Source organism: Pseudoduganella sp. UC29_106 (assembly GCF_044055365.1).
Taxonomy (GTDB): domain Bacteria; phylum Pseudomonadota; class Gammaproteobacteria; order Burkholderiales; family Burkholderiaceae_D; genus Rugamonas.
Genome location: NZ_CP171977.1, coordinates 1,667,233 through 1,683,228, shown reverse-complemented (window position 1 = coordinate 1,683,228; position 15,996 = coordinate 1,667,233). Strand labels below are relative to the sequence as shown.

The 15,996-nt window shown below is 64.0% G+C and carries 12 protein-coding genes; all 12 read right to left on the bottom strand.

What is annotated here, in order from left to right:
* Positions 1-7: 7 nt before the first annotated feature.
* On the bottom strand, positions 8-2,143 hold the full coding sequence (locus tag ACHMW6_RS08795; RefSeq protein ID WP_395406753.1) for an ExeM/NucH family extracellular endonuclease: 2,136 nt from the start codon (positions 2,141-2,143) through the stop codon (positions 8-10).
* A gap of 124 nt (positions 2,144-2,267) precedes the next feature.
* Complete coding sequence (locus ACHMW6_RS08790; protein WP_395406752.1) at positions 2,268-2,792, bottom strand: hypothetical protein; 525 nt, start codon at positions 2,790-2,792, stop codon at positions 2,268-2,270.
* Positions 2,793-3,220: 428 nt separating this feature from the next.
* Complete coding sequence (locus tag ACHMW6_RS08785; protein WP_395406751.1) at positions 3,221-4,237, bottom strand: TIGR03790 family protein; 1,017 nt, start codon at positions 4,235-4,237, stop codon at positions 3,221-3,223.
* A complete protein-coding gene (locus ACHMW6_RS08780) occupies positions 4,234-5,652 on the bottom strand; it encodes a mannose-1-phosphate guanylyltransferase/mannose-6-phosphate isomerase (RefSeq protein WP_395406750.1) in 1,419 nt (472 codons plus the stop codon). The genes ACHMW6_RS08785 and ACHMW6_RS08780 overlap by 4 nt, the downstream gene beginning before the upstream one ends.
* Before the next feature lie 11 nt (positions 5,653-5,663).
* A complete protein-coding gene (locus tag ACHMW6_RS08775; protein ID WP_395406749.1) occupies positions 5,664-6,815 on the bottom strand; it encodes a sugar phosphate nucleotidyltransferase in 1,152 nt (383 codons plus the stop codon).
* A gap of 20 nt (positions 6,816-6,835) precedes the next feature.
* Entirely contained in the window at positions 6,836-7,834 is a 999-nt protein-coding gene (gene galE, locus ACHMW6_RS08770) for a UDP-glucose 4-epimerase GalE (protein WP_395406748.1), read from the bottom strand.
* On the bottom strand, positions 7,831-9,078 hold the full coding sequence (locus tag ACHMW6_RS08765) for a glycosyltransferase family 4 protein (protein ID WP_395406747.1): 1,248 nt from the start codon (positions 9,076-9,078) through the stop codon (positions 7,831-7,833). The genes galE and ACHMW6_RS08765 overlap by 4 nt, the downstream gene beginning before the upstream one ends.
* Positions 9,062-10,372, bottom strand: coding sequence for a nucleotide sugar dehydrogenase (locus ACHMW6_RS08760; RefSeq protein ID WP_395406746.1), 1,311 nt, complete (start codon positions 10,370-10,372; stop codon positions 9,062-9,064). The genes ACHMW6_RS08765 and ACHMW6_RS08760 overlap by 17 nt, the downstream gene beginning before the upstream one ends.
* 31 nt (positions 10,373-10,403) lie before the next feature.
* A complete protein-coding gene (locus ACHMW6_RS08755) occupies positions 10,404-12,371 on the bottom strand; it encodes an alginate lyase family protein (RefSeq protein ID WP_395406745.1) in 1,968 nt (655 codons plus the stop codon).
* Positions 12,368-13,438, bottom strand: coding sequence for a glycosyltransferase family 4 protein (locus ACHMW6_RS08750; RefSeq protein ID WP_395406744.1), 1,071 nt, complete (start codon positions 13,436-13,438; stop codon positions 12,368-12,370). The genes ACHMW6_RS08755 and ACHMW6_RS08750 overlap by 4 nt, the downstream gene beginning before the upstream one ends.
* Positions 13,435-14,775, bottom strand: coding sequence for a phenylacetate--CoA ligase family protein (locus ACHMW6_RS08745; RefSeq protein ID WP_395406743.1), 1,341 nt, complete (start codon positions 14,773-14,775; stop codon positions 13,435-13,437). Before ACHMW6_RS08745 ends, ACHMW6_RS08750 begins: the two co-directional genes overlap by 4 nt.
* On the bottom strand, positions 14,765-15,991 hold the full coding sequence (locus ACHMW6_RS08740) for a glycosyltransferase (RefSeq protein WP_395406742.1): 1,227 nt from the start codon (positions 15,989-15,991) through the stop codon (positions 14,765-14,767). The genes ACHMW6_RS08745 and ACHMW6_RS08740 overlap by 11 nt, the downstream gene beginning before the upstream one ends.
* Positions 15,992-15,996: the final 5 nt, after the last annotated feature.

Genomic DNA, 15,996 nt, shown 5'->3' with positions numbered 1-15,996 from the left:
TTTTTCCTTAGAAGTTGCCGCTGACTACCTTCAGCGTGTAGCTGATGGCAACCTTGGACGGGTTGTTGAACTGCAGCGGCAGGTTCACGGTGGCGCCTGCTGCCAGGCCGCCCGGCACGGTGATGTAGGCGTTGCCGTTGTGGCTGCCGGTCGGGTTGGCCAGGGTGACGCCAGCGCTCAAGCCCTGGAACTCTACTTGCAGCGGGCCGTTCAGCGCTGCGCCGCTGGTATTGGTCAGCGACAGCGTGCTGGAGTACTTGTTGGTGATACGGTTGACCACGTAACCGGTGGTGAAGGTTTTCACGCTGGCCGTCACGTCCTGCACTGCCGGCTGCAGGTCCAGGCTCACCACCACCGGGTCGTGGTCGGAAGCGCGGTATGGCAGCGGGTTGTACAGGTCCTGGGGTTTGCTCTCGGTGTTGTAGTCGATCACGACAGGCTCATCCGCGTTCACGTTCCATTCCGCCGCGCCCACCACCTGCGTGCTCAGCGTGCTGCTGGCCAGGGCGTGGTCGAGGTAGCCACTCAGGCCGTCGAACACATACGAATGCGGAATGCCGCTCGGACGCACGAAGCGCTCCAGCTGGTTGACGTAGCCGGTCGCCACGATGGCGGCGATCGGGTCTTCCATGCCGTAGGAGTTCATGTCGCCGATCAGCAGCACGTCCGGGTCGGCGGCGGCCGTCGCCACTTGCGGCACGAAGGTATTCACCAGGCGCTGGGCCTGCTGGATACGGGTCGCGTTCCAGCAGCCCTGGAAGTCGCCATTGTCCGCATCCGCACCGGAGCCGGACGGGCAGCTGCCCTTGGACTTCAGGTGGTTCACGACCAGTGAGAACTTCTCGCCGTTCAGGGCGCGGAAAGTCTGGGCCATCGGCGGACGGTTGTTGATCGCATCGGCGTCGGACAGCGCACTGCCAACCAGGGCCAGCTTCGATGGCTTGTAGATCATGGCGACACGGATGGCGTCGGTGCCGGTGGCGGCCGGCTTCGGTACGACGGCGTAGGTCGGCGTGCCGATGGCGGTGTTCAGCTGGTCCACCAGATAAGTCACGGCGGTTTCACCGTTGTTCTGGATTTCCATCAGGCCGTACACGTCGGCATCAATCGCTTTCAGCTCGGCGACGATCTTGTCGCGCTGGCGGACGAACTCGGCCAGGTTGTCGGCGCCACGGCAGTTGCTCTTGCTGGTGCCTGCGCCCAGGGTGCAGCCCTGGTTCACATTACCGAAGATGTCGTTGCCGTTGGTGAAGGTGGTGAAGAAGTTCAGCACGTTGGCGCTGGCCACTTTCACATTGCCGGAGGCCAGTTGCGGTGCAGTGGTGCGCGGATTGTCGCGCGAGAATTGCGGCGCTGCGGTCGGCTGCAGCTTGAAGCCGGCGCCGCCGCCGCCCACGGAACCGAAGTCGATCACGCCGGTCAGGTTGTGCACGGTGTCGCCGACGCGCACGGTGTTGTCCTGGCCGATGTAAGGGATCACGGTCGGGGTGACGAAGATGCCGTCATCCAGCACGATAGTATCGGCGAGCTGCTGCGCATTCAGTGCAGACGCATCGGCGCTGCGGGCCGGGAAGCGGTTGGTCGGCTGCTCGTGGCGGGTGCTGCCCAGTTCCAGTTCACCGCGGTTGCCCAGGTATTCGGAGTGGTTCACGACCAGCGGCTGGGCGAAGCGCACCAGCATGCCTTCCACATTGGCCAGGTTGTCGGCCAGCGTGATATTGGTCGGGGTGATGCTGCCGCTGCCGACGGTCACGATAGCGGAGGCGTTGACCAGCTCGGTGTAGCTGCGGTTGGCGCCGGTCGGCTTGAATTCGCTGATGGTAGCGGTCACGCGCACCTTGTCGCCGATGGCTACGCTGAACGGGGTCGTGTTCATGTAGACGAAGACGGCGTCCGAGGTCGATGGATCACCATCGCCGTTCTCGTCCTGGATGAAGAAGCCGTTCGCGATTTTCGCGGTGACGACGCCTTCGGTGGTCTGCGTGGTCCCGTTGAACGGGCTGGCGGCGCCGTTACCCTGGATTTGCGGGATGGTCTTGGTCACTGCGGCCAGGCCGGCCACGGTCACGTTGACGGTGCAGCTCGCGGTCTGCGACTGGTTATTGCCCCACTGGATGGCGACCGGGTAGCTGCCGGCCGGCACAGCGGTGCTGATGCTCAGGCTGGCCGTGGCGCTGCCGCCGTCGGCGGTGGCTGCGTTGAAGCCGATCAGGGTGATGCCGGGGATGGCCGCGCTGGTGATGCCCGCGGTGTTGACCGTGCCGTCTTCATCCGAGGCGCTCAGGGCGACGATCTGGGCGAAGCCCTGGGGCGACGGAGACCGATGCCGGGCAGGCTGGGACGATGTTCTTGACGACCGGGCCGGTAGTGCAAACGTTGAAGGCCGAAGAGCTGTTGCGCGGGTTCGCGGTGGCGATCGTGAAATCGTTGGCGTTATTGTCAGTGTCGTCGCAGCCGCCGTTGTTGCGGATCGCTGCCAGCGCGTTGGTCGAGGTCTGGCCGGCGGCGGCGCCTTCGAAGCCATTGGTGCCGTTGCCCCAGCCGATCATGTCGACAATCGCACCGCCGCTCGGGTTCGTGCCGGTCAGGGCGGTCTGGTTACTGGTCAGGGCAACCTTGGCAGCGCCGCCGGCCATGGCGATGGTGCCGGTGAGGTCCGGGGTTGGCAGCGCCGTGGTGCCGCCCGTGCCATCGGCTTCCTTGATCAGGTAGTACTGGCCCGGCTGGAGCGTGATGGTCGGTATGTTGGTGCGGTTGGTCCAGCTGCTGCCGGTCGTTGCCGCATACTGCACCGCCCCAGCCGGTCAGCGTGACCGGGTTGGCGCTGCGGTTGAAGATTTCGATGAAGTCGGATTTCAGTGTGGCGCCGCTGTTACCGCCGCCACCATAGACCTGGCTGATGACCACGTCTGCTGGCACTGCCCATGCCGATGCCGACAGGCTGGCCAGGATACTGGCGAGCGCAGTCAGGCGAAGTGACTGTTTCTTGTTCATTTTTAGACCCCGGAAATATTTACAGAAAGGAACTTTTTGTTGTTTTCTGTATATTATCCAGATGGTATGACTACTTAATGACAGGACATTAGTCCGAACGGACTAACGGGGGCGTCACGAGCTGCTCACGCACGGCGGATCAATGATCCGCCCTACAGCCCTGCGGGCCAAAGCGTCTCGACGGCGCGTAGGGCGGATCATTGATCCGCCGTGCATGCGGGCCGCGTTATTTGGCGGCGGCCGGCGGCGCGAATCCGCGGTACGGCGCGGCGAGGGGCTCGCCGATGAAGAGCCCCTGCGCCGGCCAGGCAACGCTGCGCCAGTACGCCTCGATGGCGCTGGCGCCGCGCAGGTAGGCGCGCAGGAGGATGTCAGGATGGGGGAATTTCTGCCAGTGGTTGCAGGGTTCGGACACGGTCCCGTAGCTGGCGGTAGCGCCCGCTTCCAGCCAGCGCAGGCTGCTCATCTGGTGGTCCGCCAGCAGGTCGCCGCCGAAGGACGTGAGGTGGTCGGCCAGCGCGCCGGGCAGGAACTTCAGCGTGTCGAGCTTGTCCACGCGCGCCTTGCCGGTCTGGTAGATCATCACGTCGGACGCGTTTTCCAGCGTGTCCTGCTTCAGGTTATGGATGGTGAGCCGGCGCGGCGGCACCACGCCGTCGTGCGGGAAGAAGGCGGCGCGGCTGTTGCGCGCGGCTTCGCTGGTGCGCAGGTAATAGGCGCCCGCCTTCGGCATGCTGAAGCCGGCAGCCATGCCGCGCTCGATCACGGCGCGCGACAGTTCCACCGAGGTTGTGGGCAGCAGCATGGACAGGCGCACCGGCGCCAGGCCAGGCAGCGCGTTGAATACGGGATTGCGCCGTCCCGGCCCGCAGGGCTTGTCGCACTGCGACGAATCGAAACCCAGCGTATAGGCGGACGTGATGCCGTTGCATTCCACGGCATACGGCGCCGTCCACACGAACAGTACGGCCTGCACGCCGGACGGCAGGCGCGCATCGATATCGGACTTCAGGTGGGCAAAGGTATCGGCATCGAGCTTGCGCGGGCTGCCGGGAATGCGGACGTGGATGACATTGGCGGGGGGAACATTGCGCAGCTTGCGGTATTCCTCGCCGACCGACACGCTGTTCGGCTCCTCATCGTTGACGATGAGGGCCAACTGGGAAGGCGCAAGCTGCGCCCGTGCAGCGCCGGCCGCAGCCAGCGCCAGGGTCAGCAGCAGGAGCTTGCGCAAGCCGGTCACGTGCGGGAATACACGTCCTCGAAACGCACGATATCGTCTTCGCCCAGGTAGGAGCCGGACTGCACCTCGATCAGATGTAGCGGCACCTTGCCCGGGTTTTCCAGGCGGTGATTCATGCCGATCGGGATGTAGGTGGATTCGTTCTCGGTCAGCAGCTTCACCGACTCGCCGCAGGTCACGCGTGCCGTGCCGCTGACGACCACCCAGTGCTCGGCACGGTGGTGATGCATCTGCAGCGACAACTTGCCGCCCGGGTTCACGGTGATGCGCTTGACCTGGAAGCGCTCGCCCATGTCGATGCCTTCGTAGCAGCCCCACGGACGATAGACCTTGGTGTGGTAGATGTGCTCGGTGCGATCCTTGTCCTTCAGGTGATCCACCACCTGCTTCACTCGCTGCACCTGGTCCTTGTGGGCCACCAGCACGGCGTCGGCGGTTTCCACCACGACCACATCCTTCACGCCCACCAGGGCCACGATGCGGCCTTCGGCACGCACCAGCGAGTTCTGCACATTGTCCAGGTAGACGTCGCCGCGGGTCACATTGCCCGCTTCATCCTTGGCCTGCACTTCATGCAGCGCGGACCAGGAACCCACGTCGCTCCAGCCGATGGATGCCGGCACCACAACCGCGTGCTTCGTATGCTCCATCACTGCATAGTCGATGGAGTCGGACGGGCAGGCGGTAAACGCCGCTTCGTCCAGGCGGCAGAAGTCCAGGTCGCGATAGCCCTTGGTCACGGCTTCGGCCGATGCCTTGGCGATGGCCGGCGCAAACTGTTCCAGCTCCTTCAGGAAGGAATCGGCGCGGAACAGGAACATGCCGCTGTTCCAGGAGAAGTTGCCGGCGCTGATGAATTCCTGCGCCGTTTCGCGATTTGGTTTCTCGACGAACTTCGCCACCTTGTAGCACTTGTCGCCATTGGCCAGCGAATCGCCGCTCTGAATATAGCCATAGCCGGTTTCCGGGCCGGTCGGCACGATGCCGAAGGTCGCCAGGGCGCCCTCTTTCACCAGGCCGGAGGCGCGGGCGATGGCGGCGTGGAAGGCTTCCACATCGTTGATCACGTGATCGGCCGGCAGCACCAGCATCACGGCTTCCGGATCGACGGCTTTCAGGTAGTTGGCGGCGGCGGCCACGGCAGGCGCCGTGTTGCGGCCCACCGGCTCCAGCAGGATGCCCAGCGGATTGACCTTGATCTCGCGCAGCTGCTCGGCGACCAGGAAACGGTGCTGATTGCCGCAGACGATCAGAGGCTGCATCATTTCCGCACGGCCTGCCGTGCGGAGTGCCGTGTCCTGCAGCATGGTCTTTTCGGAGACCAGGGGCAGCAATTGCTTCGGCAAGGCCGCGCGCGACAGGGGCCACAGGCGGGTGCCGGCGCCGCCGGACAGGATAACGGGATAAATTTTCATACTCTTATGTGCTAAGTTATTGAATTTGCTTCAGTTTCCATGCGACGGCGGCTGGCACGACGATCGCGGGCATTGGCCCATTCGTCGGATTCATATTGCGAAATATGCTTCATTTCGCCCACGCGGTCGACACTATAATCCTTAAATACGATTAATTCGTCCAGCGTAACGTCTGGTAACACTCGAGTATATTCGAACAAGACGCTGCGAACTACCTTCGCGCCCGAGCAAATGTGGCTGCCGTGTCCTATCCAGGTCGGGCCAATAATGGTAGCGCCTGCATCCACCCGCGAACCGGAACCGATATACACCGGGCCCACGATCTTCGTGCCGTCTTCCCAGTCGATGCTGGTGTTCAGCCCTACCCACAGGCCTTCCTGCACCTGGACGCCGGGCACGTTCATGTTGACCACTTCGCCCATCAGCACGCCCTGCAGCACTTCCCAGTAATCCTTCACGCTGCCGATATCGATCCAGTTGAACTTGCGGGTCTGGCTGTAGAAGGCCATGCCCTTTTCCGCCATCAGCGGGAACAGTTGGGAGCCGATGTCGAACACGCGGCCGGACGGGATCAAATCGATCACCTCGGGCTCGAACAGGTAGATGCCGGTGCTGGCGCAATTGGACCTGGCCGCCGAGCGCGACGGCTTTTCCTGGAATTCTGTGATGCGGCCGTTGGCGTCGCTCACCACCACGCCATAGCTGCTCACCTTCTCCCACGGCACTTCATGCGTGATCACGGTGGCCAGCGCCCCCTTGCGGCGGTGCTCGTGCAGCGCCGACTTCAGGTCCAGGTCGATCATCGCATCGCCGCACAGCACCAGGGTGGTTTCGTCAAAGAAGCCGCCGAATTCCTGGATCTTCTTCATGCCGCCGGCCGAGCCGAGCGGCTCCGGCACGACTTCGCCGTCATCCTTCGTATAGCCTTCGAAGGAATAGCCGATCTGCACGCCGAACTGGTGCCCTTCGCCGAAATATTCCTCGATCTTCTCGTGCAGGTAGCTGACGTTGACCATGATGTCGGTCACGCCGTATTTGGCCAGATGCTCCACCAGGTAAGCCATCACGGGCTTGCCGAGGATGGGGATCATCGGCTTGGGCAATTCATAGGTCAATGGACGTACGCGCGTGCCCTTGCCGGCCGCCAGAATCATTGCTTTCATATTCCCTTCCTTTCGGAGCGCTATTTCGGTGACGATTGCCAGCGCCATGCGTCTTCGCACATGCGCGCCACGTCAAACTGAGCCTTCCAGCCAAGCTCGCGCTCGGCGCGCTCGGTGTTGGCATAACATGCGGCGATGTCTCCTGGCCGCCGGTCGACAATCTTGTAAGGAACGGGCTTGCCGCTGGCCGCTTCGAAGGCGCGCACCATTTCCAGCACGCTGCTGCCGCGTCCCGTTCCCAGGTTCCAGGTATGCAGGCCGGGCGTCGCCGCCAGCTTGTCCAGCGCTTTCACATGGCCGATGGCCAGGTCGACCACGTGGATGTAGTCGCGCACGCCGGTGCCATCCACCGTCGGCCAGTCGCTGCCGAAGACGTTCAGGCTTTCGCGCCGCCCCTCCGCCACCTGGGCGATATAGGGCAGCAGGTTGTTCGGGATGCCGCTGGGTTCTTCGCCAATCAGGCCGCTCTCGTGGGCGCCGATCGGATTGAAGTAGCGCAGCAGCGCAATGCGCCACGTGGCATCGGCTTGCGCCGTGTCGCGCAGGATCTCTTCGATCATCAATTTGCTGTGGCCATAAGGATTGGTGGCCTGCAGCGGGAAGTCTTCCGTGATCGGCACGCTGGCCGGGTCGCCGTACACGGTGGCGGAGGAACTGAACACCAGCGTTTTCACGCCGGCCGCCGCCATGGTTTCGAACAGCACCACGCTGCCGCCGACATTGTTGTCGTAATAGCGCAGCGGCTGGGCCACCGATTCGCCCACGGCCTTCAGGCCGGCGAAGTGGATCACGGCATCGAATTTGTGGACGCTGAACAGCGCTTCCATCGCCTGGCGGTTGCGGATGTCCGCTTCCTGGAAGGAGAATTCGCGGCCGGTGATGCGGGTTACGCGGTGGCGCACGGAGATGTCCGCATTGGTCAGGTTGTCGACCACCACCACCTCATGGCCGGCCGTCATCAGCTCCACTACGGTGTGGGAACCGATATAGCCCATGCCGCCGGTAACCAGGATCTTCATTCAGCTTCCTTCTTGCTTAGTTGCGGGACCGCGCCCGGCCGCGGGGCCTGTTCGGAATACAGGCGCTCATACGCAGCCAGCAGCTTCGGTGCTTCATACTTCCATTCCAGCTCGTTGACCACCCGGTTGCGGCCGTATTCGCCCATGCGGGCGCGGCGGGCCGGATCGTCCAGCAGTTCGGCGATCTTGCGCGCCATGTCCACCGGATCGTTTTTCTTCGCATACAGCGAAGCTTCCTGGGCCGACACGCGCCCTTCCACCAGGTCGAACTGCACGATGGGCTTGGCCAGCGCCATGTACTCCATGATCTTGTTCATGGTGGACTTGTCGTTCATATCGTTGGCCACGTCCGGGTTGACGCAGACATCGGCCGTGTTCAGCATTTCCAGCAGCTGCTGGTCGGGCACGCGGCCGGTAAAGGTCACGAAGTTGGCCACGCCAAGTTCGGCTGCCAGCTGCTTCATCTGCTCCAGCGAAGTGCCGCCGCCGACCAGGCCGAAATGCACATCCTTGCGGCCCATATCGTGCACCAGGTGGCGCACGGCTTTCAGCAGCAGGTCGATGCCTTCCTGCGCTCCCATCACGCCCACATAGCCTACCAGATATTGGCGGCCCATCTTGAGCGCCTCGACCGGCGGCAGCACGCGCAGGCGGTCCAGCTTGGGGCCGGAGCGCACCACATAGACCCTGTCCGCGTCCATGCCGCCGCGCTCGATGGCAATCTTCTTGTAGGAATCGTTGGTGGCGATCGACACGTCGGCCGTGCTGAAGGACCAGCGTTCGAACAGCACCATCAGTTTGTAGAAGAAATCGCGCCTGCCGAATTTGGCTTCGTACAGTTCCGGATTGATGTCGTGATGGTCGAACAGGAACTTCTTGCCCATCGTGAGCTTGAAGAAGCCACCGATCAGGAACAGCAGGTCGGGCGGATTGCAGGCATGGATGATGTCGAAGCCGCGCTGGAACAGTACCTTCAGCGCCAGGCGGAAGGTGTGGAACAGCGCCAGCGAGTATTCGATCGCATAGCCCTTGGCGCCCTCCGCCTCCAGCGGCAGCTTGTAGCGGTAGATGTGGATGCCTTCCAGCTCCTCATAGCGCTTTTCGTAGCCCTTGCCGGTCGGGCAGATGATGGACACCTCATAACCGTGCGCCCGCAACGTGGTCGCCTCCTGCCATACGCGCCGGTCGAACGGCGACGGCAGGTTCTCGACCAGGATCAGCACACGTTTACCAGCAGATGCCATCGTATGCGCCTCCGCTGTGTTCCCTGCTGATGCGGACCAGGTCCACCAGGTTCTGGCCCGGGCGCAGCATGTTCGGCACATCCTTGAACTCGGCGGCGCCGTTGCCGATCACGATGGTGTCGGCGAAATCGAGCACGCCGGCCATCGAGGTCATCATCAGCTTGGAGATGTGCGGGATCATGTTCAGGATGTAGTCCTGGTTGGCGCCGGTCAGTGCAGCCAGGTTCACATTGCGGTCGTACAGGCGCAGTTCATAGCCCTTGCCGATCAGCTGCTCGATCACATCGACCAGCGGCGACTCGCGCAGGTCGTCGGTGCCGGCCTTGAAGGAGAAACCGAGGATGCCGACTTTCTTGCTGCCCTTGTCCATCACCATCTTCAGACCCTTCTCGATCTGCTTGTGGTTGGACGGCAGGATGGAATTCAGCAGCGGCAGTTCCAGGTCCAGCGCGCGCGCCTTGTAGGTCAGCGCCCGCACGTCTTTCGGCAGGCAGGAGCCGCCGAAGGCGAAGCCGGGCTTCATGTAGTAAGGCGAGAGGTTCAGCTTGGTATCCTGGCAGAAGATCTCCATCACTTCATGGCCGTCGATGCCGACCGCCTTGCAGATATTGCCGATCTCGTTGGCGAAGGCGACCTTCAGCGCGTGCCAGGTGTTGTCCGTGTACTTGACCATTTCAGCCGTTTCCACGCTGGTGCGCACCACGGGCGCATCCATCTTCTCGTATAGCTTGAGCAGCATTTCGCCGGAGCGTTCATCGGTCTCGCCGATCACCGTCTTGGGCGGATGATGGTAGTCATGCACGGCAGTGCCTTCGCGCAGGAATTCCGGGTTGTTGCAGACACCGAAGTCCACGCCCGCTTTCTTGCCCGATGCTTCCTCCAGCGCCGGAATGACGACAGCCTGCATGGAGCCAGGCAACATCGTGCTGCGGGCGACCACGACGTGGAAGTCCTTCTTTTCCTTCAGCGCGGCGCCGATCTGCTCGCACACCTTGCGCACGGCGGACAGGTCCAGGTTGCCGTTCAACTGGGAAGGCGTGCCCACGCAGATCAGCGACATATCGGTGTTCAGCACCGCGTGCCGCACATCGTCGGTGGCATGCAGCATGCCGTCCTTCACGGTGGCGGCGATCATTTCGCCGATATCCTTTTCAATGATGGGTGTCTGGCCCTGGTTGATCAGGTCGACCTTGGTGCGGTTGGGATCCACGCCGATGACATTATGGCCGTCCGACGCGAGACAACCCGCCGATACCGCCCCCACATAACCCATGCCAAAGATACTGATTTTCAAGATACTGCTCCTTTTGTTGGGCGGGCCGTCTTCAGCCCGCCGTCAGTGCAATCTCGGTCACGATCTCGGTGGTGCCGCGGATCCTGCCGCGCCACACCGCCGTCGTGATGCCGGCCTTTTCATCGAATTTGCGCGAAATCCATCCGGCGATGGGAGTCATGCTGCAATGCAATAAATCCGGGCCATTTCCGAAGCCGCAGGCCATGCGCAATCCACGCTGCCCGGCTTGTGCCGACAGGCTGCCGCCTTCGGCCCGAACCTGGCAGTTCTCCCCGAAATGCCAGTGCAATGCCACCTCATGCTCGCCAAAGCATTCTAAGATATCTTTGACAACTACCCCGTTCCGATTGGAATCGAAGGCAATCATGCGGCGGTGCAGCACAGGATCCGCCAGCCGGCGGTATCCGTCGTGTTTTCCTTCGAACAATTGGTGTTCCCCAGCGATGCGGTGCGTGACCAGTTGCGCATGGGCTTTGCGCAACCACATGAAGTTGCCGCCGATCTCGGATTGGTCCTGCCCGTCCACCTGCACAGTGTTGTGCGCGGCCGTGCCGCGGAAGTAGTCGCGCCACGCTTTCTGCGTGTGATAGGCATAGGTGCCGGGGTCGACCAGCAGTTCCTCGCCGCCGGCGGAGAGCGTGAAGGACAGCGCATCGGCATGGCCGTGGGCCGCGATCGACAGGTAGCCCAGCGGCGCGCAATCGGCAACGATGCGCACTTCGCCCGGCGTGCCGAAGTCCTTGCCCAGCAGGTAGTAGCCGCCTTCCGGGAAGGCCATCACGGGTTTCTCCGGCCCGGCCGGCTGCAGCGCCGCCCAGTGCGCGACGCCGTGTGCACCAAACAGCCAGCGGTTCTTGTCGTCCAGCGCACCGGCTTTCGCTTTCAGGTCCGCACGGCTGAACAGGATGGCGCAACTGGCCAGCAGCGAACGGTAAGGACTCCATTCCGGCTCGTGGCTAAGGCGCACCATTTGCGCATCGTCCGCATCGCCCGTCATCGGCACATTGCCGCCCACGTCCATCAGGGCCGCCACAAATTCGGCCATGCGCTCCAGGCGTTGCAGATAGGACGGCGGGAAGCTTTCGCCATTGGCCGCGCCGATGTGCTGGCACAGCAGCATCATGTCCATCACTTCATGGTGGTAGTAGATGGCCTGTTCCTTGTTCACGCCATCGGTGGCATTCTGCTTCAGCGCTTCCGCTTCCAGGCCGCGCCGTGCAAGCGCATGCCAGCGCGCGCTCTCCGGCCAGCAGGGCCACTGCAGGCTGGCCACGTAAAGGCCCATGAATTCGCCGAACAGGTGGTTGTTGGCGGACGAGTGGCGCGAGAAGTAGCCGCGGATGAAGTGGCAGTGCTGGTAGATGTTGTCCAGCCAGCGCTTGCGGAAAATCGCGTCGCGCCCGACCTCGTCGCCCAGCAGCTGCCAAGCGCAGGCCCAATTCAGCAGGCGCACCGCCAGTTCCAGGGAGCTGGTCCAGTGCACACCCATCGGATACGGGCATTGTTCGAACCAGGACAGCAGCAGCACCTTGGCGCCCTGCGCATAATGCTGCTCGCCGGTGGCGCGGTAGGCGGCCGCCAGCGTCACCAGTTCCAGGTGGCGGCTGGGCTCCCACAGGTATTTGATGTCGCCCACCACGCGTTCGCTGCGGTAGTCGATGGTCTTCCCCAGCGTCATGGGCGCCACGGTGCCCGTTTTCGGGTCGCGGTTCCACTGCGGCGGGAAGCCCAGTTGCATGCCGCGCATGGCGAAGACATTCCAGCGGCCGTGCAGCACGTCATCGGCCGCAGCCCTCAGGGCCGCGGCACCGGCCAGTGCGGGAGCGCCGGCCGCAAGGAAGTGCGCGCCCAAGCGCTCCAGCGACGGCGCCGGGGGATCGAGCACCAGGCCCAGTCCCAGCCTGCTGGCCTTCTTCTGCACCAGCTGGCGCACGCGCCACGCTATCTCGGGCGCCCCCATCAGCTTGAGACGGTTGATTTTCCAGGCCAGTGACGTCATAGCGGCGCAAATCCCAATTCCTGATACATTTTTTCCACGCGCGGCAGCACGGCCTGGCTGGAGAACGTCGTCTCCACCTTGTGCCGCGCGGCCGCGCCCATGCGCTGGGCCAGCGCCTCATCCTGCAGCAGCTGCGCCAGGCGGGCAGCGAGCGCTTCCACATCGCCGGGCTCCACCAGGAAGCCCTCCACCCCGTCGGACACGGCTTCCGGAATCCCGCCCACCGGCGTGGCCAGCACGGGCAGTCCTGCCGCCATCGCTTCCAGCACGCTCATGGGCAGGCCTTCGTTATAGGACGGCAGCGCATACAGCATGGCGCCTGCCAGCTGCTGCTCCTTGCGCTCGCCATTGACCCAGCCCAGCAAATTCAAATGGTCGGCCATACCCAGTTGCGCGGCACGGGCGCGCACCGCATCGAGTTCGCCATCGCCGCCGAGGCGCAGTTCGACGGCCGGTGCGGAAGGCAGCACGCGCGCCGCCGCTTCCAGCAAGTCATAGCTGCCCTTGCGCTTGCCCAGGCGGCCCAGCGACAGCACGGCGCCGGGCTGGCGCGCCGTCCATGCGACGGCGGAAGGCGGCAGCAGCACGGGGTTGTAGATCGCTTCCACATGAGGATTTTTCGACACGCCCTGCACCCAGCGCTTCCACGCGTCCGACAGCACGACCACGCGCCGGCAGCGGTCGAAGATGCCGCGCACGATGCGCTTGCGCAGCGGGCCGCATTCCTCGCCGTAGAATTGCGCGAACTCGGCGCCGTGCAGGTGCAGGATGGCGGGAATGCCGAATGCAAAAGCCAGCGCAAAGAAACCGGACTTGCGCCAGAAGCTGGCGCGCGAAGCCACGTGCACATGCAGCAGTCCCACCTGCCCGCGCAACAGCATGCCGAGGAAGGCCACGTAGGCGCCGGCCATCGCACGGAACTTGCGCAGCTTGCCGCCGTCGCAGTGGGTGGCGATGTAGCGGATGCCGTAGCGGCGCAGCAGGCCCGCTTCCTGGTAAACGCGGACCACGGAGGCGATGCCCCCCATCGTGTCCAGCCCTGTGCCGAGCATGACGATCTTCTTCATGCTGCGGGCCGCCATTCGTTGACGACCCAGCGGAACTTGCCGGCCGCCGTGTTGGGCAATTCATTCCTGACCACGACCGTCACGCGCACCGTGGCGTCGACCAGGTGCCGGATGTTATCCAGCAGCTTTTCGCGGTCCGCATTGCTGTAACCCTTGTCGGGAACGAGGCGCAGTTCCCAGTGGCCAGGGCCGACCTGGGCCACCTGCGACTTGCGGATGTTTTCCACGCCCTTGAAGGCAAAGGTCAGGACAGAGGGGCTGACGGGATTGCCGTCGCCGCCCGTGATTTCGTCTTCCAGCTTGCCGGTCACCGGCTCGATCATCGGGAAGTTGCGGCCGCAGGCGCAGCGGCCCGGCTTCCAGCGCGTGCGGTCGCTCAGGCGGTAGCGCACCAGCGGCATCGCGAGGTTGTGGAAGGTGGTGCCGACGATGTGGCCGTAGCCGCTGGTCGGCTTGCCGTCATCGTCCAGGATCTCGACCCAGGAATAATCCGGGTTGACGTGCATCTCGCCGTGCTCGCACTGGGTGGCGAAGGCCACGCGTTCCGCCATGCCGTACATATCCATCACCTGCCCTGCCAGGCGTTCCGTGACCAGCGCCTGCTGATGCGGATAGAGCGGCTCGGACGCCGTGAACAGGAAAGGAATCTTCAGCTTCTTGCCGCGCCGCTCCAGGTACTGCGCCAGCGTGTAGGCTGTGGACGGGTAGGCCTGCATCATCGCGGGGCCGAAGTGCTCGATCTTGTCGATGATGGAATCGATGCAGTTGTCCGTCAGGTGGCGCGAAGACAGCAGCAACTGCCGGTTGTAGCGGTTGACGAACCAGAACGGCGGGCGCTGCTGGTCCAGGCCCACAATCATATCGCCGCGCAGCGTGGCGCGCGGCATGCCGTCGTGGTAGCCGCCCCAGGTCCAGTGCCGCTTGATGAAAGCCTGCTCCATCTGCACCGACTGCAGGCTGCGCAGCACCACCAGCGGCGTGCCCGTGGTGCCGCTGGTCTTGCCCAGCGCTTCCCAGGGCCGCTTGGCGCCGCCGTTGGGATACAGGCCTTCGTGGTTGTCCAGCAGCGTATGCTTTTCCAGCACGGGGAAAAATTCGCGCAGCACCACGTCCGCTTCATCGACGGAGAAGCTGCGTGGAACGTGGCGGTAGTAAGGCAGCTTGTCCACCGCTGTTTGCAGACTGCGGTGCAGCAATCCCTTGCGCAGTTTCTCCAGCTGCGCATCGTCCATCGTTTCGTGGCGCCCGAGGCGCTTCACCAGCTGGCGGCTCAGCATATTGTCGCGCACCAGGGCGCGGCCGCCGTACAGCAATTCCTTGCGGAGATCAGACAGCATGGCCCTCTCCTCCCAATACGTCGTGATAGCGGCGCGCCACGGCTTCACCGAGCACGCGGTAGCTGCGCACCGCTTCTATGAAATTCGGACCCGCGGCCGCGCGCCGGCGCGCCGCTGCGGGGTCGCGCAGGATGGCAACCAGCCCGTCGGCCATCGCTTCAGCCGTGCTGGCGGACAGCCAACCCGCACCGCTGGCGGACAGCACGGCCGCCTGGTCCGGTGTGTCGTTGCCCACGCAGGGCATGCCCAGCGCGAGGTATTCAAGCAGCTTGGTTGGCGAGCTGACGTCGTACAGCGCACCGCGCGGAATATAGGAAACGGCGGCCTGCGCGCCCAGCAGGTATTGCCAGGCTTCGCTGGCCGGCAGCCAGCCCGTGACCTGCACCGCATCGGCCACGCCGCGCTGCTGCGCCGTGTTCATCCACAGCGCGATGTCTTCCGGGCGCGGCGAAGAGCCGATCAGCAGCAGGCATGCATCGGGCACCTGCTTGCGGACCAGGGCCAGCGCATCGATGACTTTGTCCAGGCAGCGCGCACGGTCCAGCGTGCCGAGATAGGCGATCACGGGACGGCCTTCCCAACCGGCCCAGGCGCGCGGCGCCAGGCCGCCGGCGCTGACCGTTTCCATGTCCACGCCCATCGGCACGGCGCACAGGCGCGAAGGCGGCACGCCATGACTGGCCATCAATGCCGCCATCGCCTCGCTTTGCACAAACACATGGTCGGCGCGCGGCAGCAGCACGCGATACAGCAGCCAGCGTTCGGCCACGCCTTTCGCCAGCACGAGGCGCGCACGCAGGCCGCCGCGGCGCGCCAGATCGGCTTGCGCGCGTTCGATGCGGCCTTCGCTCATCAGATAGGAAACCCAGTACGCCATCGGGATGCGCTTCAGACGCGCAATGCACAGCGCCAGCAGGCCAATGGACACCATATCGCGCACCTGGATCAGGTCACAGTTGCGGCGGTTCGCCCCCAGCAGCGCGCGCAGGCACAGCCAGGCGAAGGACAGTTCGGACTTCCAGCGCGCGCCATCGCGCGAGCGGCGCTGCGACGCGAAGCCGTGGGTTGCCGCGTCGAGCGGGGCCGCGCTGCCCTTCCCTACCAGGTGGCATTCGACGCCGTGGCGCGGCAGGTATTTACCAAACAGCGTGGCCACATCCGCCCTGAAAGTCGGTAGCGGCTCCGGCACAAGTTGCAGTATGCGCAAGCGTTTCATGTAAA